Origin of the sequence: Psychrobacter aquimaris (assembly GCF_016107525.1) — a bacterium.
Taxonomy (GTDB): domain Bacteria; phylum Pseudomonadota; class Gammaproteobacteria; order Pseudomonadales; family Moraxellaceae; genus Psychrobacter; species Psychrobacter aquimaris.
In genome coordinates this window covers 19,487-43,824 of the sequence record NZ_JABASR010000016.1, presented here as the reverse complement: position 1 = coordinate 43,824, position 24,338 = coordinate 19,487, and the positions used below count along the sequence as shown (strand labels likewise).

Here is a 24,338-nt window from a genome sequence, read left to right as displayed (position 1 = left end):
GCAAAGCGCCAGACATCACATTTAGTGAGTCTGCTATTTAATAGTGAGTTTGCTATTTAAAATATAACTCTCGATTTGAGGGTTTTTTATTATTTAAAATTTGAGGAAAGGCGTATGCTAAAAACACACCCTTTGGGGACGTTGTCTTACTGAAAGTTTGTTCTTTTTACCGAAAGTATTTGCTGCGGTCATTGGTGCAATTTTTGGCTTGACGGTTTTATTATTTTAGCCATTTGACGGTATCGATGAATACCGTCTATGATACCGTGATTAATCGGTGACTATCGTTTGCTAGGTAATAAAAAACCCTTGCAGCACTTGGCTTACAAGAGTTTATCGTACTCAGATTGCTATTGTTGTCTGCTATCTTCTTGACAGCATAGGTCAAGTCTATGAAGTAAGTTTATACCGAATATGCTCACTTCGTCTATGAAATGTCTGCCTAAGATTTAGCTTTAGCTAGCGTCAATCAACAAAGTATCTACAGCAGTACTTCATAATCACATTAAACTGAATAGGTTAATTATGTTTGATATCGATATCCGTTTGTTACGCTTATTCAATAGTATATATGAAAGGGGCACGATCTCAGAAGCTGCGCATGAGCTTAACATCCGTCAACCTGCTGCTAGTAGTGGACTTAAAAAGTTAAGACAACATTTTGATGATCAGTTATTTGTTAGAGTCGGGCACAAAATGCAGCCTACAAATACTGCTAGAGATATGTTACCACTGGTAGTGGAAGCTATTGAAAAAATGCGGATAGTCAATGAATTTAGTAAGGGCTTCGATTCATTAAATGCGTCACGTACATTTCGTATTAGTATGACAGACAGTCATTACTTATCAGTTGTGCCCACCTTAATAAGTTATTTTGATAAACATGCCCCTTCTATCAAATTAGATATCGTACCTATCGACAATGATACTGCATTGCTCATGAGTAAAGGGGAAGTTGATCTGGTAATTGGTTTTGTACCTCAGTTACAGGAAAGGTTTTATCAACAACGTTTTTTTGATGAACACTATGTAGTCATTGCTAACTCTGAAAATACACATATTCTAAATAATGATCTATCGTTAGAGCTATATCAGAGTGCAGAGCACATAGGTATTTTGCCACGTGGTACAGGTCATTATTTAATTGAATATGAAATCCAAAAGTTAAATATTGAACGAAATATTGTTTTACGTTTGCCGAGTCATTTAGGGTTAGGGACTATTGTTCAGCGTACAAATCTTATCGCTACCGTGCCTGAGCAAATGGGGCGGTTGTTGCAAGAGTATGTTGGTGTCAGCTTGTATCCATTGCCTTTTGAGCTTCCCTCTTGGTCAATTAAGCAATATTGGCATGAGTATGCCCATCACAATGCGGACAATCAATGGTTGCGCCAAACGTGTTTTAATCTTCTACAGTCCTAATTAGTCTGAATCGAATATACTAGGGCATGTCCTCATCTCCATTTTCGAAATGAGGACACGCCCTAATAGAAATGTTTTTTGTTCATTTATTTGTTCATTCCACACTTAACATAGAAAGCTCTAAAAAATAGAGAGTTATTGATACGCTGACGATCTTAAGAGCTCTGCCTACATGTTCTGCTATAACTTACTATTCCCTTTCTAATCCACCCACAACTTCTTTCAATCATTTAGAGAGCAATTCTCTATTTTCCTCTTCTTTTTTTTAAAACCAGCGTTAATACAATACTCCTATTTCTAAAATGTCTTTAATAGAAAGACATGAAAAAATCTCATATTTTCAGAACTATATAAAGAGACTTATATAGGTTTCAATTTATTTGAAATACGGGCTATTTGAATAATAACTCCACATTTTTCCATAATATTTTCCTGAGGGTCGTCTGAAAAATAGACAATCTTATTGAAGGTAATGACTTTGATTAATCATTTATGGCTGCTAACTATTGTTTTTATCAATACTAAGTATCTAAATATAGGATATTGTATTGATAGTTAAAATAAATTAACTTCTTACTAAGGAATGAAATAACAACTTAGGGAGAAGCGCAGTGGGTAATTCGAATACAGCAACGATTAATAAATATGATTACGATGTTGTGATTTTAGGAGCAGGTCCAGTAGGATTGACCATTGCAAATTATTTAGGTTTACAAGGCGTGAAGACGTTAGTTGCTGAGCAATTGGATAAGTTAATTGATTATCCAAGAGCGATTGGTATCGACGATGAGTCCCTACGAACATTACAGTCTTTAGATGTGATCGACGAGGTGTTACCTCATATTACGCCAGATCATGCTATGCGTTTTTTAACACCAAGTGGTAGATGTTTTGCAGATATACAACCTACAACTCGTGAGTTTGGTTGGTCACGTCGCAACGCATTTGTGCAACCACAAGTCGATGCGGTTTTGCTAGAAGGACTATCACGCTTTGACTGTGTCACAGTTGAGTTCAATAGTTGTTTAAAAGATTTCTCACAAGATGATAGAGGTGTCACTCTTAATTTTGATTCTCCAAATACCCCTCCTACTACTATCAGCTGTAAATACCTCATTGCCTGCGATGGTGGTAACAGTTACATAAGACAAAGTTTAAATATTCCCTTCGAAGGAAAAACAGCACCAAATAAATGGATAGTGATTGATGTCGCTGATGATCCATTAGCAACACCGCATGTGTATTTATGCTGTGATCCTGTGCGACCTTATGTATCAGCTGCGCTACCTCATGCTATTCGCCGTTTTGAGTTTATGGTAATGCCTAATGAAACCGAAGAAGAGCTATCACAGCCTCATCGTATACGAGAGCTATTGTCTAAAGTCGTTCCAGATCCTGATAATGTCAATGTCATTCGTCAGCGTGTTTACACTCATAATGCCCGTCTAGCAGGTCGATTTAAAATTGGTCGTATTCTATTAGCAGGAGACGCGGCGCACATCATGCCAGTTTGGCAAGGTCAAGGTTATAACACAGGAATCCGTGACGCGTCTAACCTTGCATGGAAATTGAGCATGGTAATCAAAGACCAAGCCGACGACGGTCTATTAGAAACTTATCAAGTCGAGCGTAAAGCTCATGCCAAGGCTATGATTGATCTATCAGTTATGGCAGGAAACGTCCTCGCTCCCCCTAAAAAGTGGCAAGGACAACTAAGAGATACGTGCTCGTTTGCTGTAAATGTTGTGCCAGCACTAAAACGTTATCTTGTAGAGATGAAGTTTAAACCAATGCCTGTCTATGCTGATGGGATCGTCATACATAAGCGCAGTATCAAACAATCATTAATAGGTAAGATGTTTATTCAACCTAATGTTTATCTGAAGAATGATGATAATGCACACAAGCTTGATGAAATCTTAGGCAATAGTTTCGCAATTTTGAGTTGGGAATGTGATGCCGCTAACAAAATGTCAGATAACACAAAGCAGCAATGGCAATCTATTGGTGCTCGATTCATAAAAGTAGTACCAAAAGAGCGTTTAAGAGCCATAGAGATATCTGAAACGGCAGATGAACTGGTAATTGGTGATGATCTAGACATTCGTACATGGCTTGGACAACGTGACAACATCTCAACGGTATTTATACGTCCTGATCGTTTTGTCGCAGCGACTTGTAACGCTCAGGAACTTAACACTGTGTCTGAAGAATTATTCCGTAAATTGCATTTGACTCGAGATTAATACCCGTCTGAAGGATAGTCATTACGTCCTAATGATTAACATTGTGACCCACGTCGTATTAATAGCTTTTGTAATGAGGAATATTTATGTCGGTTAAATTGATTTGCTTATCACACACGCCTCTTATCGAGTTTGCCTCTCCACCAAAAGGGATTCGCGACACAACGATGAAGGTTATCCATGATCTTGCTCAGCAAGTTGATGAGTATGATCCTGATCTAATCATCACTTTTGGCCCTGATCATTTTAATGGCTTCTTTTATGACATGATGCCAGCCGCTTGTGTGGGTATTCGAGCTGAAGCAGCAGGAGACTGGAACTATGGTCCAGGCACTATTAATACTGATGAGGAAACGGCGCTATCTTTGACCCAAAGCCTGTTGAACGATGGGCTGGGTATTGCTTGCTCGTATCAAATGCAAGCTGATCATGGAGTTACACAGCCACTAACTTTTTTAACAGGTTCATTAATTAAATATCCAACGGTACCAATTTTTATTAACTGTGCCGCTAAACCATTACCACCAATGCGATTTGCTACACAACTAGGTAAAGCTGTAGGACGGTATATAAAAACGTCAAATTTAAAAAATAAGAGAGTTCTCATATTAGGAACTGGTGGATTGTCTCATGACCCACCGACACCGCAAATGCAAGGCGCAAACACAGACACTGAAGCGTTTCTAATCGCGGGTAAAAACCCAACAGCGGATTCTCGTAATGCTAGGCAAAACCGTGTCGTTGTAGCCGCTCAAGAACTCAATCAGACTGAAAGCAGTTCGCTAAAAATTAATGCTGAATGGGATAGAGCATTAATGCAGAAGTATCAACAAGCCGACTTTGATTATCTCAATGCTATGACAGATAGCGAGATTTCTAGCATGGGCGGCAGAGGGGGACATGAAGTGAGATGTTGGACAGCTGCTTTTGCTGCTTTAGCTGAAATTTCTGAATATACGATACAGGATGTCTATTATCAACAAATTAATGAGTGGCTGGTTGGGTTCGGCGCCATAACTGCTGAAACAGTCTGCTAGTTTACTCTCAACATTGAATTTTATATTTATTTTAGACTCACGGAAGAGCTCATGACAAATTCATCGCTTAAAAAAGCATCATCAGTATACCTGACACTATTCTTATGTTTTTGTATTGCTATTTTAGAAGGCTTTGATATCCAATCCATTGGGGTTGCGGCACCTTCTATTCAAGCAGAATTTAATCTCACTAAAGGGCAGTTGGGTTGGATTTTTAGCGCTGCTACTCTGGGAATGTTTCCTGGAGCAATTGTTGCTGGCCGTCTCTCAGATAAGATAGGACGTAAGAAAATACTGATTTTCAGTGTAGCAATATTTGGCGTTATGTCGCTTTTGACCGCATTTACCACTGGGTTTAATTCATTGGTATTAATACGTTTCTTAACAGGGGTAGGAATGGGTGGCGCTCTACCTTTAATTATTGCAATGTCGTCAGAGTCTGTATCTGAGCGCTGGAGTGCTACTGCTGTAAGCATCATGTATGCAGGAGTACCTATAGGCGCCGCGATAACAGCTTTGGCAGCAGGAATGTTCACTGAAGTTGGGCAATGGAAGAATATTTTCTATTTAGGTGGCTTAGCGCCAATATTGATTCTACCGCTGCTTGCTCTATTTCTGAAAGAAACTTATACCAAAAGACCAGCTACAAAAGAGATTGAAAATAATGACTTTAAATTTGTTTTGTTCGGTGAGGGTAGGTTGGCATCAACATTACAGATTTGGCTCAGTTTCTTAGGCACTCTAATCGTGCTGTACTTCATTCTAAATTGGTTACCTGTTCTTATGCAGAGCAACGGACTAAGCATGAAAAACGTAAGCAACATTCAAGTGTCATACCAAGTTGGCGCTCTTTTGGGTGTACTGAGTTTAGGTTGGTTATTATCTCGTATTAAGATTAGAACCGTTGTCGTCATGATTTACGTTGGGATTTTAGTAGGCTTATCTGCCTTAGCAGTTTCTAAGTCTTTAACAGGACTAATGTTGTCAGCAGCGCTTTCAGGGTTTTTCTTAACAGGAGGTCAGTCGGCTCTATATGCACTTGCTGCTAAAGTTTATCAAAAAAGTATGCGAGGTACAGGTGTAGGGGTAGCCGTTGCTATGGGACGTATTGGCTCTTTTATAGGACCATTATTGGCAGGGCTCATATTCTCTTATAATTCAAGCTCTTCCTTTGTTATTGGTAGTAGTATTCCAGTCATTATTATTGCCGCTATTGCTGCCATTATGTTAACTAACAACATTAGCCGCAGAGAAAATTTAGACAAATCAATGCTTGGCAAGAATGCAACAACCAATACCATAAACAAGCCAGCATTGGTAAATGATTAATTAACTTTAATGAAAGCATTCACTACATTCTATAACTATCAAGGAGCAAGTTATGACACAGAAATTAAAAGCAATCATTATCGGACCTGGCAATATCGGTACCGATCTATTGATGAAAATGCAGCGATCAAATTGGATTGAGCCTGTATGGATGGTCGGTATCGATCCGACGTCAGCGGGACTAAAACGTGCTCAAGAAATGGGTATCAAAACCTGCGATAGTGGTGTAGATGGTATTTTAGACGCGGTTATAGAAGATGATATTCGTATTGCCTTTGATGCCACATCTGCCTATGTACATGCTGAAAATAGTCGCAAGTTGAATGAGCTTGGTGTGATCATGATTGATCTGACACCAGCCGCTATCGGGCCTTTTTGTGTACCGCCAGTTAATTTGAAAGAGCACACAAAAAAGTTAGAAATGAATGTCAACATGGTAACTTGCGGTGGTCAAGCAACTATTCCAATGGTGGCAGCAGTATCGCAAGTACAATCTGTAAATTATAGCGAAATTGTAGCTACGGTATCTTCCAAGTCTGTAGGGCCAGGTACTCGCAAAAATATAGATGAGTTTACTCGAACGACTGCCAGAGCTATTGAACAAGTGGGTGGTGCAGAAAAAGGTAAAGCACTGATTATTATTAATCCTGCAGAGCCGCCTATGTTGATGCGCGATACCGTACATTGTCTATTAGACTCAGAGCCTGACGAAGCACTTATTAGAGCCTCAGTAGAGAAAATGGTTGAAAAAGTTCAGCAATATGTACCTGGTTATCGTCTAGTCAACGGCCCTGTATTTGATGGCAAACGGGTTTCTATTTTCTTAGAAGTTGAAGGTTTAGGTGATTTTCTACCTAAGTATGCGGGCAACTTAGACATTATGACGGCTGCTGCATTACGCACTGCAGAAATCTTCGCTGAAGAAGTGGCAAATAATGAGATTAAATTACCTGAACGTGCAGCCAATCATATCTCGTAATAATACTAATCAAGGAGAGTACTAATGGATTTAAGAAATAGATATGTCGTATTACATGATATGAGCTTGAGAGATGGCATGCACGCTAAAGGTCATCAAATTTCACTAGATGAAGCCGTCAAGATTGCCACTGGTTTAGATGAAGCAGGCGTACCTCTGATTGAGTTGACTCATGGAGATGGTCTAGGTGGCAACTCTGTCAATTATGGGTTTGCTGCTCATTCTGATGAAGATTATTTAAATGCGGTCATACCTAAGCTAAAAAATGCGAAGACCTCAGTTTTACTAATACCAGGTATCGGTACTGTGGATGATCTAAAGCGAGCCAGAGACTGCGGCGCAGATATGGTCAGGGTCGCAACTCACTGTACAGAAGCAGATGTATCAGAGCAGCATTTAAATTGGGCACGTGGAAATGGCTTAGAAACTGTAGGGTTCTTAATGATGTCTCATATGATCTCTAAAGAAAAACTAGCCGAACAGGCCAAGCTAATGGAAAGCTATGGTGCACAATGCGTTTATTGCACTGACTCAGCAGGTTATATGTTGCCAGATGAGGTCACTAGTAAAATAAAGAGTCTGCGTGACGCGTTAAAGCCAGAGACAGATATTGGATTTCATGGCCACAATAATATGTCTATGGCAGTTGCAAATTCACTAGCAGCTATTGAAGCGGGCGCATTACGCATTGATGGGTCGGTAGCAGGTCTTGGTGCAGGAGCGGGCAATACAGCGTTGGAGGTATTAGTAGCCGTTTTAAATCGTATGAAAGCCCATACAGGTATTGATTTATACCAGATTATGGATGTTGCTGAAGATTTGATCGTACCATTACTAGATCAACCTATTCGTGTAGATAGAAACTCTCTAACTTTGGGCTACGCAGGCGTTTATTCTTCTTTTTTACTATTTGCTAAACGGGCTGAAGAAAAATACGGTGTATCTGCCCGTGATCTACTGGTTGAGTTAGGTAAGCGCGGTACTGTTGGTGGTCAAGAAGATATGATTGAGGATTTAGCCTTAACGATGAGTCTGAATCGCAATTAAAAAATAGTATGACGTAGCAATAAAGCTATCAGTAACTTTATTAATCTCGAACAGCATAAAATTTATTCTAAAAATATATGGAGAACACCATGACAGCATCTATTCCAAACTTTAAAACGCCAGAGTTTTTTGGTCTTGAAGATAAATGGATTGAGACGGATTCAGGTGAGCTTACTCACTACTATGATATTGGAAAAGGTACTCCAGTCCTGTTTTTACATGGTTCAGGAACTGGCGTATCGGCGTCCGCTAACTGGTGGAAGAACCTACCAGCGCTCGGTAAAGAGGTTAGAGCAATAGCCTTTGACTTTATTGGCTATGGTGAAACGGTAACACCAGCAGATATAAAGTATGGTATCAGAGAGTGGGTCAATCATACGATTCGACTTATGGATGCTCTCGATATTGAAAAAACATGGCTAGTCGGTAATTCGCTGGGAGGCTGGGTTGGTTTTCAGATGGCGATTGATCATCCAGAACGCCTACATGGCATTATTTCTATGGGTACAGGAGGCGCAAAGCTTAATAAAGCTTTAGCCGCTCACTCTAAGCCTGATGTCTCTAAAGCAGGTATCCGTCGTGGTTTAGAGATGATGGTTACTGATAAATCGTTAGTGAATGACACTTTGGTGGATATCAGATATGCAGCAGCACTAAAAGACGAAGCAGAAGAACGTTTGATTCCAGTAGTCACTGCACGTGACCGTGATCGAGATGCGTTACCACTAGATTTAGAAAAACTCTCCCAATTAACCATGCCTATATTGTTGATTCATGGTAAGGATGACAAAGTCATTCCATTAACCCGTACTTGGGAGTTGCTGACAACTATTCCTGATTCAGAAGCTCACATATTTAGTGGCTGCGGGCATTGGTCACAGATTGAAAGAGCAGATGATTTTAATCAGCTAATTACTCATTATTTAGCAGGTCAAAAAGCTTAAGGGATAATTATGAAAGCACAAATTTTTCAACAAGCCGCCGATTTGCTTTGGCAAGCCGAAGAGAATAACGCACCCTGTAAACCAGTACGAGAGTTGTTCGATCACTCGTTGAGCATTGAGGACGCTTATAAAATTCAAGAGATCAATACTAAGCGTCGTCTATCAATGGGCAATAGAATCATTGGTCGTAAAATTGGTCTTACCTCAGATGTTGTTCAAAAACAGCTAGGAGTCGATCAGCCTGACTTTGGCAACATCTATGCCAATATGGTGGTAATGGAAGGTGAAACCATTGAGCTAAAAGGTCTAATTCAGCCCAAAGTTGAAGTTGAGCTTGCAGTCGTACTAAAAAAAGATTTGCCGCACCCTGATAGTACATTATTAGATGTAATAGCAGCTATTGACTACGTGTTGATTGCTATTGAGGTAGTCGATAGTCGTATCAATAACTGGGATATTCGCATCGAAGATACTATCGCAGATAATGCTTCGTCAGCATTGATAGTATTAGGTCAACGTCCCTATCAGCTTTCCGAAATCGACATGCTTAATACTAAAATGAGCCTACTAGCAGATGGTAGAGAAGTGTCTCAAGGTGTTGGTAGAAACTGTCTTGGCAATCCGTTGATTGCCACGCGTTGGTTAGCGCAGACTATGGCTAAAATGGGTACGCCTATCAAAGCTGGCGAGGTCATTTTAACGGGTGCGTTAGGTCCAATGTCAGCAGTCACAGAACCTACCAGTTATACCGCTAAGTTTGATAGTTATGGGGAACTTACTATAGATTTTATTTAGGGCATTTATTGAAATGTCCCCTTTGAAAGGGAATTTGAAGTACGAAACCTCACCTAAGTAAAACTCTAACTATGAAAAGCTTAGTGACACAGAATATGAGGGTATCTCATATTCTGTGTCATTGTCATCTAGATTAAATGCCTGCTGACGCGGTCATCAAATATAATCATAAAACATAATCATAAAACATAATCATAAAGTGATTAATAGCAGCCGTCCAGTGACGGATTGGCATCGACTACTTCTTGGACGCCTGCTGGATTGCGACTACCTTGAAAGTCGCCTGATCAGATGGGAACACATTACGCTTATTCACCGCCGTACGAATCACACTGTTCAGTAATTCAAACCTCAATATCAATCTAGTGACCTGAGTATTTCTAAAAGTAATAAGAGCCCGATAAGGCGGCTTGCTAGCGGCTGTAGTATTAAGTAGGAACTAGAGAGTCTTGGTATTAATGAGTTTAGTATTAATGAATTCAGCGATATATCGGGAAATAGTTTTGCTACTCAAATGGAGTATGAGCTATGAACAACTTACTCAGAAAATCGAGATAAACAGTAAAGTTATTAGGCAGCGCTTGTCAAACCTGCTGCGATGCTGGCAACAATCGCTATTGTTAGAGAACTTAATACAAAGAAAGCCAGATTAATGACCAATACTGATGGGTTTATATTCATGAGTGTTAATCATTCGCCTGCTATTGGGCGTTAAAACCTTCATTTTGTATTAATTATCAAGGTAAATATTCAAAAATAAATAAATTAGGTTGACAGCAGGACATCGGTCGTCAATAATACGTCACATTAACGATAATGATTATCATTTATATTATCATTCAATATTAATACCCGTTATAGTGCATCCACACTATATTTTTTTAAATGAATACCAAATCCAAAAACACACTGAGCTGCGTCAAACTTGTTTAGCCTACTTTGCGTAGTATTTGCACTCGTTTTCCTCGCTACTTTGATCTTTGGGTTTGGTATAAGCCGACTATTTTCTCAAGCTTTCTTTAAAGCCTGTTTTCAAGTTGAAGTTAAGAATAGCGAATAAGGTTCGATACTATGTATATGTCTTTTTTAGATGAAAAAACTGATAACGAATGCTATTTACATCGCCAAGCGCAGTTCGAGTCCAAGGTTCGCAGTTATCCGCGCAAACTGCCTTTTGCGATTCAATCAGCAACAGGCGCTTGGATTACCGATGTGGAAGGGAATAAATACATAGATTGTCTATCTGGCGCAGGAACGCTCGCGCTTGGACACAATCATCCTGTGGTCACTGAGAGCATCAAGCAGCTTTTGGACAGCGATCTGCCGATGCATACCTTGGACATTACCACGCCATTAAAAGACAAATTTAGTGAGTTTTTATATACGCTTTTGGCCACCAGTAGCGATGAATATTGCTTGCAGTTTTGCGGCCCAACGGGTGCGGATGCAGTAGAGGCGGCGATTAAGTTGGCCAAACAAGTGACTGGTCGTTCAGGCATCGTCAGCTTTAGCGGCGGTTATCATGGCATGACTCATGGCGCGCTCGCAGTGACTGGCAATCTTGCCCCCAAACAAGGCATCGAAGGGTTGATGGGCCCAGTGCAATTTCTGCCGTACCCTAATGCTTACCGCTGCGCTTTTGGCTTGTCTAGTGAGCAAAGTGTCAGCGCACACATTACTTACTTTGAAAACTTTTTAAAAGATGTAGAAAGTGGCGTGGTAAAACCCGCGGCAGTGATTTTAGAGGTTATTCAGGGAGAGGGCGGGGTCAATCCTGCGCCAATAGAATGGCTAAAGCAGGTGCGCCGCGTGACCAAAGAGCTGGATATCTTATTAATCATTGATGAGGTGCAGACTGGGTTTTGCCGTACGGGGCGCTGGTTTGCCTATCAATATGCGGATATCGATCCCGACATGATTGTTATGTCAAAAGCCCTTGGCGGAGGCTTACCAATGGCGGTATTGGGTATCAAAAAACAATACGATGTATGGCAAGCGGGCAATCATTCTGGCACATTCCGTGGTAATCAGTTGGCTATGGCAACGGGGCTTGCCACCCTTGAGTATCTAAAAGAGAACGACATGGCCGCGTATGTCGCTGACATAGGGGCGTGGTTTATGGCAGAGCTAAAATCTCTACAGCAACACTACCCAAGGATTGGTCACATCAGAGGTCGAGGCCTGATGATCGGTATGGAAATTATAGATCCGAGTCTGCCCAAACAAACCGACGGCAGTTATCCTGCGGATAGCGTGGTGGCTGCTAGAATTCAGCAGGATTGTTTTAAGAACGGTTTGGTCATCGAAAAAGGCGGACGCGGCGGAACGGTACTGCGCTTCTTGCCACCGCTCAATGTGACAAAGGACGAGTTACAGCAAGTATTGGCAAAACTGGAAAGTGCGCTGCAAGCCAATTTGTAGCACGTCATAGCGTTAATATGAATGTGTCTTAAAAGGTTGATAAAAACTAATAATAATAATCGCTTAGCGACTTTTTATAACGTCGTAGGATAGATGGGTGAGGATACTTTGCATTTATTAAATGAGCAAACCAGTGAGCAATACCGCACGTACATGCAGCAAACGAGTGCTGTTATCAAACAATGGTTGGATGACAATAATGTGTACTCAGGAGGAACCCCGCCGCAGCTCCAAACGGCAACCGCTATCAACATCAATGCAAAGGGACGAGACATCGAAACCATATTGGCTGACATACAAGCCAAGTTTTTGCCCAGTTGCGTGTCAACAGCGCATCGTCATTGTTTAGCACACTTGCATCCACCGACTTTGCTGATTGGTCAAATTGCCGAAATGATTATCGCAGCGACCAATCAAAGTATGGACTCTTGGAATCAAAGCCCAGCGGCCACTTATATCGAAAAAGAGCTGGTTGAGTGGCTGTGCCAGCGATGGCAGTTTGATACAGGTCTTGCTGTTCAAACAAACGCTCAAACCGATTCACAAGCTGATAGTTCATTGACATGTAAATCAGGTGGTGTATTTACCAGTGGCGGTACACAAAGCAATCTTATGGGCTTACTGCTGGCGCGCAATAAGTTCTATGCAGCCAAAGGCGTTGATGTTCAAAAAGAAGGGCTAGTAGGTCAGCCTCGCGGTACGATTTTGTGCTCAGACCAAGCGCATTTTTCTATTGAAAAAAACGCGGCGCTTTTAGGGCTTGGTGTGCAGTGCGTAGAAAAGATAAAGACGGATTCGAGTGGCGCGATGCTCACATCGCATCTTCAGCATAAAATAGAAGAGATCGGGGCAAGCAATGTGATGGCGGTGGTAGCAACTGCTGGCACGACGGATTTGGGCGCTATTGATGACTTAACAGACATCGCCAATATTTGTCGCACTGCTCAGATATGGCTACATGTGGATGCAGCATGGGGCGGGGCGTTACTACTGTCTCAGCGTTATCGACAGCTGATTGACGGCATTCATGAAGCCGATTCAATTACCTTGGATTTTCACAAACATTTCTTTTTGCCCATCAGCTGTGGCGCTTTTTTATTACGCGATCAGCAAGACTTTGAGAGCATTCGTCATCATAGCGAGTATCTCAATTCCTCCGATGATGAAAAAGACAATATTCCTAATTTGGTCACCTATTCTCTACAGACTACCCGTCGATTCGATGCGCTAAAGCTTTGGATGGCGCTTGATTTATTAGGGACTGATGATTATGGCGCATTGATTGACACCTGTCTTGATACTGCCAGACAAGCGGCAGAGTTGATTGAAGACCATACAGATTTTGTGTTGGTACACCAGCCGATTATCAGCAGTGTCTTATTTTACTTTAAACCACAAAACACCGCGTTATCTGACAAGCAGCTATCTCAATTGAATCGCCAAATTGCGCAAGACTTATTGATTCATAATATTGCCAATGTGGCGACCACTCAAGTTGAGAAGCGCCTCTGTCTAAAATTCACCATTTTAAATCCCAATACCCAAGTCAGCGATATTAATACTATTCTTAAACAAGTGGCTATCGCTGGCTTTAATCGACTCAAGATTTCTGAAGGACAACACTATGATGCAACATAAAACGCTTGATCGTTTGACGCTACAAAATTTAGTGAATGCTTATAGTTATGAGACAGGGCGCGGCAAAATTATACAGATAGACGAGCAGAATGCGCTGCAACAGCAAATCTCACAAAATAAGCCTATTTTGCTATTAAACCTTGCGCCGCACAATACGGTTATGGCTGTTCCTGTAGATAGAGTCAGTCAATTGGGTCAGCACCGTTTCGCTGATACGCCCTCTGTATTAAGTGCAGCCTCATTAAATGATAGTCAGCATGAACATCAGTGGCTGAAATCTTCTGCTATGAGCTTAGCTTCTTTTATTATCGAAGATATCGTTCATCAACATAAAAGTGACGTCACGCTAGATGGCAATGGCGTGCTTAAGCGCTGGCTTGAGAGTTATGAAGGACTACAGATTATTTTAGAGCATCGTAATGATGAGATTGATGACATTGTGGACGACAAACAGGGTTTTATTCAAACCGAGCAAAGTCTGATTTATGGACATGCGATGCATCCGACACCAAAAGGTCGAGCAGGGTTTTATGGTGCTGAGTGGGCAAAGTATGCGCCCGAGACCAATAGCAAAACACAGCTGAATTATTGGCTTGTGCATTCGGACTACATTATTGAAGAGTTTGTTGATGGCGATAGCATCACGGCGGAGCTAAAGGAAAAGCTATTAACAGATATGAGCGATTATCAGCAACAATTGATAGCGCAAAACCCTGAGCATAAATTGTTGCCGCTGCATCCTTGGCAAGCGACGTTTTTGCAGCAGCAAGCATGGTATCAGAAGTTGATTGAGAAGGGAGCGTTGGTTGATTTGGGCATGCTTGGCTGGTATTTACATCCAACGACATCGGTGCGCACGCTCGCAGCATTTGACGCCCCTTGGATGTTTAAACTGTCATTATCTGTGGCGATTACCAATTCTGTGCGTATTAATCTGCCCAAAGAATGCAAGCGCGGTATGCATGCTTGCCGAATATGGCGTAGCGACTATGGTAAACAGTTGGGTACTGAATATCCTACGATTGCAGTATTGAATGATCCCGCTTGGATTGCCTTACAGATCAACGGTAAAATCATCGATGAGACCATTTGTATCTTGCGTGACAATCCTTTTACTGAATCCATGCAAGTCACCAATTTGGCGAGTTTAAGCCAAGACCATCCCACTCGTCTAACCAACCGCTTGGCGACTTTATTTCAATCTATTCATCAGCGTACCAATGAGCCTTTGGACAAGATTGCCGCCGAATGGTTCGATACGTATTTACAAGTGGGTTTTATACCGCTTATTCATCTGTATTATCAGCACGGTATTGGGTTTGAGGTTCATCAACAAAACAGCCTGATAGAACTAAAGGACGGTTATCCTGCCAAGTTTTGGGCGAGGGACAATCAAGGATTTGGTTATATTGCTGAATATGCCATGCCGCTTATTGATGCGTATCCTGAGCTTATCAGTGAAAGTGAGTGCGTCATTCCAGAAGATTTTGCCGACTCACGCGTGGCTTATTATCTGGTGGGCAATACGATATTTGGTCTTATTACAGCGATTGCTCGCACCGAACTTGTCAGTGAAAGCACTTTATTAGCGACGTTCCGAGACTGTCTGGTTACGCTGGAAAAACAGTATCCACACCGCTCGTTATTTGACTTATTGTTGCGTAGTCCCACACTGCCGTTTAAAGGCAATCTACTCACCAGATTGCACGCATTGGATGAGCTGACTGCGCCTGTCGAGACTCAATCTATTTATGTGGATATTCCCAATCCTATTGGGCGTGTTGCACAGTCATAAGCAGTCTTGGTCAATCCAAAATAAACGTATGCTAAGAAAATATATTGCTGGTATAAATAAGTAAGGAATCAACGTGTTAGATCTTCTCGGTATTGGTTTAGGGCCATTTAATCTTAGTCTGGCAGCATTGCTGAAAAAAACAGACATTACAGCCAAATTCTTTGAGCAAAAGGCAGAATTTAACTGGCACAAAGGTATGATTTTACCGCACACCACGCTACAAGTGCCCTTTATGGCAGATTTGGTGACGCTGATAGATCCGACCAGTCCTTATTCATTTTTAAACTATTTACATACGCAGCAGCGATTGCTTAAGTTTTACTTTTTAGAGGATTTTAAGATTTATCGCAAAGAGTACAATCATTATTGCCAATGGGTCGCAGGACAGTTAGACAGTCTAGCGTTTGATGCCCAAGTGCTAGACGTGACTTTCAACGAAAATGGTGATGGTTCTATTAATAATGATACCGATAGCGCCAATGCCGACACACATAACGGGTTTGTCGTCACAGTTCAAGAGCAAGGCGAGCAAAAAACGTACTATGCCAAAAATCTAGTGATAGGAACGGGCACGCAGCCAACATTACCGCTCTCGCTACAAAAAATCGCCAATCAAGCGCCCGAACGCTGTATGCACACCGCTCATTTTGCCGATAACTTCGATCTGAAAGTGATCAAAGCAAAAGAAGGCAAGACGGCTGATAGGCTGACTAAGATATTGGTATTGGGCTCTGGCCAGTCATCGGCTGAAGTATACCGCGCGTTGTTCGATCAACAATTTGATAGCAATGATCAACCCATGTTTCAACTGGATTGGTTGACCCGTTCGACGGGATTTTTTCCGATGGAATATTCACCTTTGGGCTTGGAGCATTTTAGCCCTGCTTATACCGATTATTTTTATCAATTGGCACCAGAAGCCAAAGCAGACGTCGCGCCCAAGCAAGACTTACTTTATAAAGGCATGGGGTTTGAGACCATCCGAGATATTTATCACAAGCTTTATGAGCGCAGTATCTGCAATCAAGACCTGCACACCACGCTGCTGTGCAACTGTGAAGTAATGGATGCGACTTTTGACGAGACAGTAAAAATGGCATTTGCGCAGCGAGAGCAACAGCAGCAATTTACGGTTGATTATGATTGTGTTATCGCTGGTACTGGCTACCGTCATGCACTGCCGTCATGTCTCAACACACTGCTGCAGGCAATCGAACATGATGACTTTGCGCAGCCCAAGATTGATCGCGATTATGCATTAGTTTATCAAAAGCAGGCTAGCAATAGTGGCAAAGTTTTTGTGCAAAACCAAGAAATTCATACTCACGGTGTTGGTACGCCTGATTTAGGGTTGGGTGCTTATCGAGCGGGGTATATCGTCAATCAATTGATGGGAAAAACGGTTTACGACACACAGGCTTTACAAGTATTTCAAACATTTGGAGCGTCATCGTAATATCAAACATGCCTTACGGAATATAAAATCAATCACACAAAATTAGGAATAACCAATGCCCACCATCACACAAAATCTGCCCGATACTTTTACGGTAGAAGCGTATCAAAAGACGTTTGGACTACGAGCCGTCAAATATCCTGAGGACATGCCGCTGCTTTATAAATGGATGCATGCTGAGCATGTGGTCGAACAGTGGCAGCTACATTTGCCGATGCCGCAGCTGCGAGTACATTTTGAAAAAATGCTGGCCGATGACCATCAGCGTCTCTACCTCATAACTTGTGAGGGTGTTGCTATTGGTTATACGGAAATTTATGAGACGGCTCGTGACCGATTGTCTCACTACTATAAAGCCAAAGAAAGTGATATGGGCTGGCATATTCTGCTGGGCGATCCTGCTGTGGTGGGGAAAGGCTATCTCAAACCGACAGGCATGATGATTAGTAAGTTTATATTTGAGCACACGGATGCCAAAAAAATCGTGGTTGAGCCAGACAGTAAGGTTGAAGTCTATCAGTGGGTGGCCGATAGTTTTGCTTATCATATTCAGCGGCTAATCGATATGCCTGAAAAAAAGGCGTCGCTTTATTTTTGCAATCGTGATGAGTTTTTTGAATCTAGAGGCTATCTTAACTTTTATGGTGAGGTTGCTTCATGAGTCGATTTTTTGTGGTTGTCGGATTACATACGTCTCATCAGGCTTGGCGGTACGACAGTGCCAGTCACGCCATTACTAGTCAATGTTTTGAATGATGTCATCACTTAACAGTAGTCATGAATTGACATGCAAGCAGCGTCAACAAGTGCTATTGACACTATTGCTTGGCGGCACGGTCATTAGCTTTAGCAATAGTGCCCTCAATCCTGCTATTCCGGTCTTTATGTCGGTGTTTGCTGTCGACATTGTCATGGGTGGCTGGGTGTTGAACGCTTATATACTGTCTATGAGCGTGGGGCTGATGCTCAGTGGTTATTTGAATAAACAGTTTGCGTTTAAGACCTTGTATTCGCTCGCTATCATAGGATTTATGCTGGGTTCAGTGATTGGTATGTTGGCACCTAGCATGACGATGGTGATTGTGGCTCGTGCTGTACAAGGACTGAGTGGTGGTCTGATTATTCCTTTGTCCATTGGTATGCTTTATCAAATTTATCCGCAGCATCGACATGGCAGAGTGATGGCGCTATGGGGCATTGTGATTATGATGTCATTGGCATTTGGCCCGCTGATAGGGGCTTATTTGGTAGAGCAATTTGCGTGGTGGACATTATTTGCCGTGACTCTGCCACTGAGTGCTTTGGTTATGATTATGGTGTGGTTGTTCTTGCCTGACATTCATGCGCCTAAGGCTTCTAGCACGTTTGATGTAATTGGGTTTGGTAGCTTGTTGGTTTGGCTGCTGGCGTTGATGACTTGGCTGAGTACGCTTAAGGCAGATTTTTATGCCAGCCTAACCAGTATGGTTGGAACAAGCCTATTGGCTGCTGTGTTTTTCTTATCCTTTGCAGGTTGGTGGGCATATGAGCGCCGACAGAGTCAGCCGTTATTGAACGTGCGCTTGTTTCATAACAAAGTGTATTTACACAGTACGATTATCAGCATTACTCAGACTTTGGGTCTGATGGTAGGCCTGTTGTTATTGCCTATATTGGTGCAAGAGGTGATGGGCGAACGTGCGCTATGGACGGGCGTTATTTTGATGATATCGACACTCATGTCTAGTGTCACGACCCATTTTGCAGGCAAGCGAGTGGATAGTTATGGCGCTAGAAGTATGGGTATTTTGGGTATTGTCATCAGCGCGCTGTCTATGCTGATGCTGGCATGGTGCTTGTATGAGCCGAGGCTTTGGCTGCTGATAACGGTCATGAGTATACAAGGTGTGGGCGTGGGACTGGCGTATCTGCCAACCACCACGGTAGGTTTTAGTAGCTTAGCCAAAGAAGTGGTCACGGAAGGCGCAGCACTCAACAATATCAGCCGCCGAATTGTCTCTACCATTTTTATAACGTTGATGACGGTCTATGTGGCAGGACGCGGCGCGCAGTTATTAGAAGCTGGCAACGCGCAAAGTGTCAGTACCGCTATCCAAGAGATTTTTGTCATGCTGGCTGTGATTTTGTTTTTGACGGTCTTTTCAGCGCGGCAATTACCAAAGACGGCATCATCCATTTAGCAGTGTGTTTTTAGCAGTATATCGTCACTTGCAGCCTTTCAAATCAACCTATCAAACAAGCCTGTAAAAAAACCGTGAGAAGTTTTTTTTACCTTATAAATGTAACTGATTATCATTCGCTTTAATGATTTGGTTGGGTTAACGATTTGGTTAGGTTAATAGTATGGCCGTTTACTTTTTATTTTTAGAGAGGAGATTTATATATGCATCATCAAATATATCAAAGCACAAGCAATAGCAGGACTGATGTTACTAAGCCGTGGCAAGCGCCGATAGATTATCGAGCCATGCAGCGTACAGAGCAACGGGTCATCAAACAACTGTTGCAAGCGTTATTGTATGAAAACATTATTGATTTTGACTATACAAATGCCAACGCCAACCATGACAAAGCGCTTTTAGACTTTACCATAAAAGCCAACGATAACGTCAGTTACTGCGTGCAAGGTTATATTCATTATAGTTTTGATATCATTCGTTTTAATGCCCAGAACGTCCAGCGAGTTGTTGATGGCAACGCAAGCGATGCCATACTTGAGCATGTCATCAGCGATATTTTATTGAAAATACCAGATGCGTCCTTAAAAGACAGCTTTATCAAAGAGCTGCGTCACACGTTAATCAATGAGACCCAAGCCCAGCAGCTTTCACCAAACGCACCAACGCCTATTGACACGCTCACCTACGAGCAACTCGAAGGCTATTTGATGGCTGGACATCCTTATCATCCCTGTTTTAAGTCGCGTATTGGCTTTGATTTACAAGACAATTATGACTATGGGCCGGAGTTTGACCAAAATATCGAGGTGGTCTGGTTGGCGGTTAAAAAAAAGCTGCTGGTCAGTAACACAGCTTTTGATAGCAATCTCGATATGACACTTAACGAGTGGATTGAAAACTATGTGGATGCGGATAAATTTGCCGCATTAACAGATAAACTGAAACACATACTTGTGACGACGAGTGAGCAGAATGGATATCAGATAAATGACAGCGAAACGATCAATGCTTATGGATTCATCCCAGCGCATCCTTGGCAATGGCAAAACACATTAATTGTTGCTTTGCAGCCACTTATTGACACGCAAGAAGTGATTTACCTAGGCAGTACAGGCGCTGAGTACCGTTCGCAGCAGTCGATTCGCTCTTTGTCTATGTTGCAAGACGACAAATCCTATCTAAAACTCAGTATGCATCTGATGAATACTTCAAGCACTCGAATATTGGCCAAACATACCGTCATGAACGCTGCGGTGGTGACTAAGTGGCTCAATCAATTGGTCGCAGAGGATAAGACGGCACAAGCATTACAAATTGCCTTTTTGGGTGAAACGGTGGGTGTCAGTTTGGATCATGAAGTGCTACAACAGCGCGGCTATCAGCATCCCCATATTTATGGCGGACTGGGGGCAATTTGGCGCGAAAACGTCAGTCAGTATTTATCGACCAACCAAAAAGCCTTTCCTTTAAATGGCGTCAGCTATATCAACACGGATGGCTCTGTACTCATTGATCCTTGGATTAAAAAATACAGCGTAGAGGGTTGGACGGCTCAGCTTATCAAAGTGACTGTCACCCCGATATTGCACTTGTTATTTGGTCACGGTATTGCGCTCGAGTGCCATGCGCAAAACATCGTATTGGTACACGAAGCGGGTTTTCCTATAAAAGTATTGCTAAAAGATTTGCATGACGGGGTGCGCTATTCGCCAAAGCATCTGACCCGCCAAGACTTAATTCCCAATTTTCATAGCCTGCCAGCTGCCCACGCGGCGCTGAATCGTGGCTCGTTTATTGAAACGGATGATACCGATGGCATTCGTGATATGACGGTTGCCTGCTTATTCTTTGTGGCATTTGCCGACATTGCTATTTTTATGCAGACCCATTACCACTATCCTGAGGCTGAGTTCTGGCAGCAAGTTGCTGACTGTGTGATGGACTATCAAGTACGTCATCTAGAGCATCAATCGAGGTTTGAGTTGTTTGATGTCTTCGCCAAGCAAACGCGTATTGAGTCTTTGGCTAAGCGCCGATTGTTCGGCGATCAGGTGTTTCCGATCAAATATATCAATAATCCATTAGCCAAAATCCGAGTATAGACACCATGTTAAATACCGATGAAACAGTCAAGATAAATACCATGCCTACTTTATTTCCAGTCCAAATCAGTCATTCGGACAGCCAGCCTGATATGGTGGTAATACAAAGCTCGTTGATGACGTATCTGATTGAGTGCGTTTTACTTGAGCAGTGGCTAGCGAAAAATCGTATTGAGGTCACCACAACGTTTGATTATCTAGCAGCGCAGGGTTTGCCACAGGCTGTAGATTCGCTATCAAACGCTTATCAATCATTCTTTGCTCAAGACAACCCATTACTGGTGCTTCAAATCAGCAGCGACAGTCGATTGTTATTACCCGTGGAGTCAGCCTATACCGCACCGTGGCGACTGCATAAATCTTGCGTGCCGATTTTATATCGTTTGAACAATGCTATCAGCGCTTGTTTGCAACCAGTAGAGACAGTAGAAACGCTATTAGATATTTTACTGTCTGCTATGGAACACTCAGCACTGAGTGCGACAGGAATTGTCAAATTAAAAGAGAGTTTACAAGCGTCCTTGGTTGCCAAAACCCAATCTGCCCATGCCGATATCTCTACGACGGTCTATAGTCAGCCGCATTGGTATCAAACCCTGATTGCCGCAGAGCAATGGGCGTCATTGATGGATCGTCCGTTTCATCCGCTGGCTAAGGGCAAGCTGGGGTTTACAGCAGAAGAGTATCAGCATTACATGGCAGAATTTAATCAGCCCATTGCGTTGGTGTGGGTAGCGGTTGCCAAAAGCCATCTTATGGTGGCGGATCAGGTAAAAGACATCAGCCAGCAACATCCCGCGGCGTATTTATTGGACAAGACGCAGCAACAGCAATTGGCACGGGAGATGAAAGACCACAACCTGATAGACACTCATGTGGCGATACCTGTCCATCCTTGGCAGCTGGCTCAAGTGATTGATCCTTCTAATAATAATTCTTGTGATAACGATGCTTCTAACCATGAGGCTGATAGTTATGCTAAAGATTTGGCAGATGGCACGGTTGTAAAGTTAGTATTTAATGCACCCATCACTTATGCCAGCGCCTCTATGCGCAGCATGCTGTTGAGTGCCGATACGCCGTATAGCATCAAGTTGCCCATAGGAGTGTACGCCTTAAACTCCAAACGGTATTTGCCAGCACTTAAGCTGATCAATGGTGAAAAAAACCAAGCAATTCTGATGCAGGCAAGACAGATTGACAATGGCTTATCAGCAACATTACGGCTATGGGATGAGCGTCTTTGGTGGGGCTATATGTCGCCGACGAATCTACAAGATAAAAGCGCAACCAATCCCTATTTTTATCAAGAAAAACCCACGCATTTGGGCGCTATGCTCAGGATTCTGCCAACGGATCTGTGTGATGACCAAGTGCGGTTACTGCCGATGGCAAGCCTCGGTATGTTGGTGTCTAAAGACGGTATAAGTCATCATATCTTTGATGAGATCATCCAAGCAAAATCGCCTATGACTCAAACAGCGCACATAAAACGCACGGCTATTGATTGCTTCAAAAACCTGTGCGAGGTGTTTTTGGGTACGATGCTGCGCTGCCTGCGTTTAGGGCTTGCCCCTGAGATGCACGGACAAAACATCGTGATGGTGATGAAAAATCATCGTTTTACCAGCTTGCTATTGCGCGATCATGATTCGGTACGTATTTATTTGCCGTGGCTGGCGCGGCATCAAATAGCAGATCCTGAGTATTTAAGCCCACCCAATTTTAAAAACCGCTTGTATCGAGAGACCCCGCAAGCACTGATATTTTATCTTCAATCCTTGGGTATATTGGTCAATCTTCGCGCCATTATTGAAGCATTGTCAGTGCATTATGAGATTAATGAAGCAATATTGTGGCGTGAGGCGAGGGACAGTATCGATAGGGCATTGACGGATATTGACTTCGATGCCGATCAATGTGAGCTTATCCGCGAACAGCTACTGACCACTCAATACTATCCACATAAGACATTGCTGTTACCCGTGATTGAACGCGGTGATGATCCGCATGGCAGCATGCCCGCAGGGGAGAGTGTGACCATCAATCCTTTTTTTAGGGTAAAAAACATCGAAGAAAATCTTAGGGTGGATTCAGTACGAAAACATAATGAGAGAAAAATTAATGGATAAAATCGATATTGATACGCTAGTAGAGAGTTACAAAGACATAGCCACCTCGACGATTGGTCATTTGACCGAAGTGGGATATTTACCAGATATCAAAGCGCTGTCTCCTTGCACCCGTACTATCGTTGGAAAGATCATCACAGCGACGTTGAACTCAGACAATACGGGGGTGATTAATCAAGCGTTGATTCAGGCGCAGCCGAATGACATCTTGTGTATCGATGCGCAAGTGCTCGGCATCAAAGCCTGTTGGGGCGCGTTACGTACTTGCGCTGCTATTTATGAAAAGCTCGCTGGCGTTATCGTCATTGGACAAGCGACGGATTCGTTACAAATTCAGCAGTTGGGTTTTCCTGTATTCGCTCAAGGCGTGAGCGCGGTCACCACCTTTAAGAGTAATGAAACAAAAGGTATTTTAGGAGCTGATATCTGCTATCGCTTTGGCCCGCAAAGTACCCTGATTCGCTCAGGCGACATCGCTATTATGGATAATGATGGGGTATTTGTATTGCCGCTAAAAGTTGCCCAGCAGTTATTACCTGATTGCCAAGATAAGCATCAGCAAGATGAGACAAAATTCCAGATATTCTTTGAAGCCTACAAAAAAAATCAACTGGACTTATTATTTTAGTCATAGGTAGGTAGAGCCAGATGTGTATGTCAATAGAGCTGATGATGCATCTCCTTGGCGCACTTATCTGTTATGAAGCACCAGTGGCTTTTGAATTTGTAAATAGGTATAGAAATGTTAATGGTTATCATTTACAATGCCATTCACAAACTTAGTACATTCTGTATTACGAGCTAAACATAACTCA

At 42.4% G+C, this 24,338-nt stretch carries 17 protein-coding genes and 1 pseudogene; 17 read left to right on the top strand and 1 reads right to left on the bottom strand.

All coding sequences use genetic code 11. The annotated features are described in order from the left end of the window. The first annotated feature begins 525 nt into the window (after positions 1-525). The 8 genes from JFC10_RS13015 to JFC10_RS12980 all read left to right on the top strand — a co-directional run bounded on the left by JFC10_RS13015 (position 526) and on the right by JFC10_RS12980 (position 9,799). Positions 526-1,422 (top strand): LysR family transcriptional regulator, encoded by an 897-nt coding sequence (locus JFC10_RS13015; protein WP_193012721.1) that lies wholly within the window; start codon positions 526-528, stop codon positions 1,420-1,422. 611 nt (positions 1,423-2,033) lie between these two features. Continuing rightward, positions 2,034-3,668: a bifunctional 3-(3-hydroxy-phenyl)propionate/3-hydroxycinnamic acid hydroxylase gene (locus tag JFC10_RS13010; RefSeq protein ID WP_227685989.1), complete on the top strand. Its 1,635-nt coding sequence runs from the start codon at positions 2,034-2,036 to the stop codon at positions 3,666-3,668. A gap of 86 nt (positions 3,669-3,754) precedes the next feature. Next, positions 3,755-4,705 carry a 3-carboxyethylcatechol 2,3-dioxygenase gene (locus tag JFC10_RS13005; protein ID WP_198333256.1) on the top strand — a complete coding sequence of 317 codons (951 nt, stop codon included), beginning with the start codon at positions 3,755-3,757 and terminating at the stop codon, positions 4,703-4,705. A gap of 51 nt (positions 4,706-4,756) precedes the next feature. Further along, positions 4,757-6,034, top strand: coding sequence for a 3-(3-hydroxy-phenyl)propionate transporter MhpT (gene mhpT / locus JFC10_RS13000; protein WP_198333255.1), 1,278 nt, complete (start codon positions 4,757-4,759; stop codon positions 6,032-6,034). A gap of 52 nt (positions 6,035-6,086) precedes the next feature. Then, positions 6,087-7,013, top strand: coding sequence for an acetaldehyde dehydrogenase (acetylating) (locus tag JFC10_RS12995; protein ID WP_198333254.1), 927 nt, complete (start codon positions 6,087-6,089; stop codon positions 7,011-7,013). A gap of 24 nt (positions 7,014-7,037) precedes the next feature. Further along, on the top strand, positions 7,038-8,060 hold the full coding sequence (gene dmpG, locus JFC10_RS12990; protein WP_198333252.1) for a 4-hydroxy-2-oxovalerate aldolase: 1,023 nt from the start codon (positions 7,038-7,040) through the stop codon (positions 8,058-8,060). An 89-nt stretch (positions 8,061-8,149) separates the two neighbouring features. After that, a complete protein-coding gene (locus JFC10_RS12985; protein ID WP_198333251.1) occupies positions 8,150-9,004 on the top strand; it encodes an alpha/beta fold hydrolase in 855 nt (284 codons plus the stop codon). 9 nt (positions 9,005-9,013) lie between these two features. Continuing rightward, positions 9,014-9,799 (top strand): 2-keto-4-pentenoate hydratase, encoded by a 786-nt coding sequence (locus JFC10_RS12980; protein ID WP_198333250.1) that lies wholly within the window; start codon positions 9,014-9,016, stop codon positions 9,797-9,799. Between the two features lie 166 nt (positions 9,800-9,965). On the opposite strand, the pseudogene JFC10_RS15150 reads toward JFC10_RS12980, so the two are convergent. Beyond that, positions 9,966-10,145, bottom strand: a pseudogene (locus JFC10_RS15150) (IS256 family transposase); the annotation flags it as partial. Between the two features lie 725 nt (positions 10,146-10,870). Here JFC10_RS15150 and JFC10_RS12975 point away from each other — a divergent pair. From JFC10_RS12975 to JFC10_RS12935, 9 genes are all read left to right on the top strand, one after another. Beyond that, positions 10,871-12,220: a diaminobutyrate--2-oxoglutarate transaminase family protein gene (locus JFC10_RS12975; RefSeq protein ID WP_198333239.1), complete on the top strand. Its 1,350-nt coding sequence runs from the start codon at positions 10,871-10,873 to the stop codon at positions 12,218-12,220. A gap of 93 nt (positions 12,221-12,313) precedes the next feature. Next, complete coding sequence (locus JFC10_RS12970; RefSeq protein ID WP_198333237.1) at positions 12,314-13,858, top strand: pyridoxal phosphate-dependent decarboxylase family protein; 1,545 nt, start codon at positions 12,314-12,316, stop codon at positions 13,856-13,858. Next, positions 13,845-15,653: an IucA/IucC family protein gene (locus tag JFC10_RS12965; protein ID WP_198333235.1), complete on the top strand. Its 1,809-nt coding sequence runs from the start codon at positions 13,845-13,847 to the stop codon at positions 15,651-15,653. The genes JFC10_RS12970 and JFC10_RS12965 overlap by 14 nt, the downstream gene beginning before the upstream one ends. Positions 15,654-15,726: 73 nt before the next feature. Next, on the top strand, positions 15,727-17,109 hold the full coding sequence (locus JFC10_RS12960) for a lysine N(6)-hydroxylase/L-ornithine N(5)-oxygenase family protein (RefSeq protein WP_198333234.1): 1,383 nt from the start codon (positions 15,727-15,729) through the stop codon (positions 17,107-17,109). 55 nt (positions 17,110-17,164) lie between these two features. Next, entirely contained in the window at positions 17,165-17,770 is a 606-nt protein-coding gene (locus JFC10_RS12955; RefSeq protein ID WP_193013518.1) for a GNAT family N-acetyltransferase, read from the top strand. 91 nt (positions 17,771-17,861) lie between these two features. After that, positions 17,862-19,289, top strand: coding sequence for an MFS transporter (locus JFC10_RS12950; RefSeq protein ID WP_198333232.1), 1,428 nt, complete (start codon positions 17,862-17,864; stop codon positions 19,287-19,289). A 203-nt stretch (positions 19,290-19,492) separates the two neighbouring features. Further along, a complete protein-coding gene (locus JFC10_RS12945) occupies positions 19,493-21,391 on the top strand; it encodes an IucA/IucC family protein (protein WP_198333231.1) in 1,899 nt (632 codons plus the stop codon). Between the two features lie 5 nt (positions 21,392-21,396). After that, on the top strand, positions 21,397-23,523 hold the full coding sequence (locus JFC10_RS12940) for an IucA/IucC family protein (RefSeq protein ID WP_198333230.1): 2,127 nt from the start codon (positions 21,397-21,399) through the stop codon (positions 23,521-23,523). Then, positions 23,501-24,151, top strand: a complete 651-nt coding sequence (locus JFC10_RS12935; RefSeq protein ID WP_198333229.1) for an RraA family protein — start codon at positions 23,501-23,503, stop codon at positions 24,149-24,151. The genes JFC10_RS12940 and JFC10_RS12935 overlap by 23 nt, the downstream gene beginning before the upstream one ends. Positions 24,152-24,338: the final 187 nt, after the last annotated feature.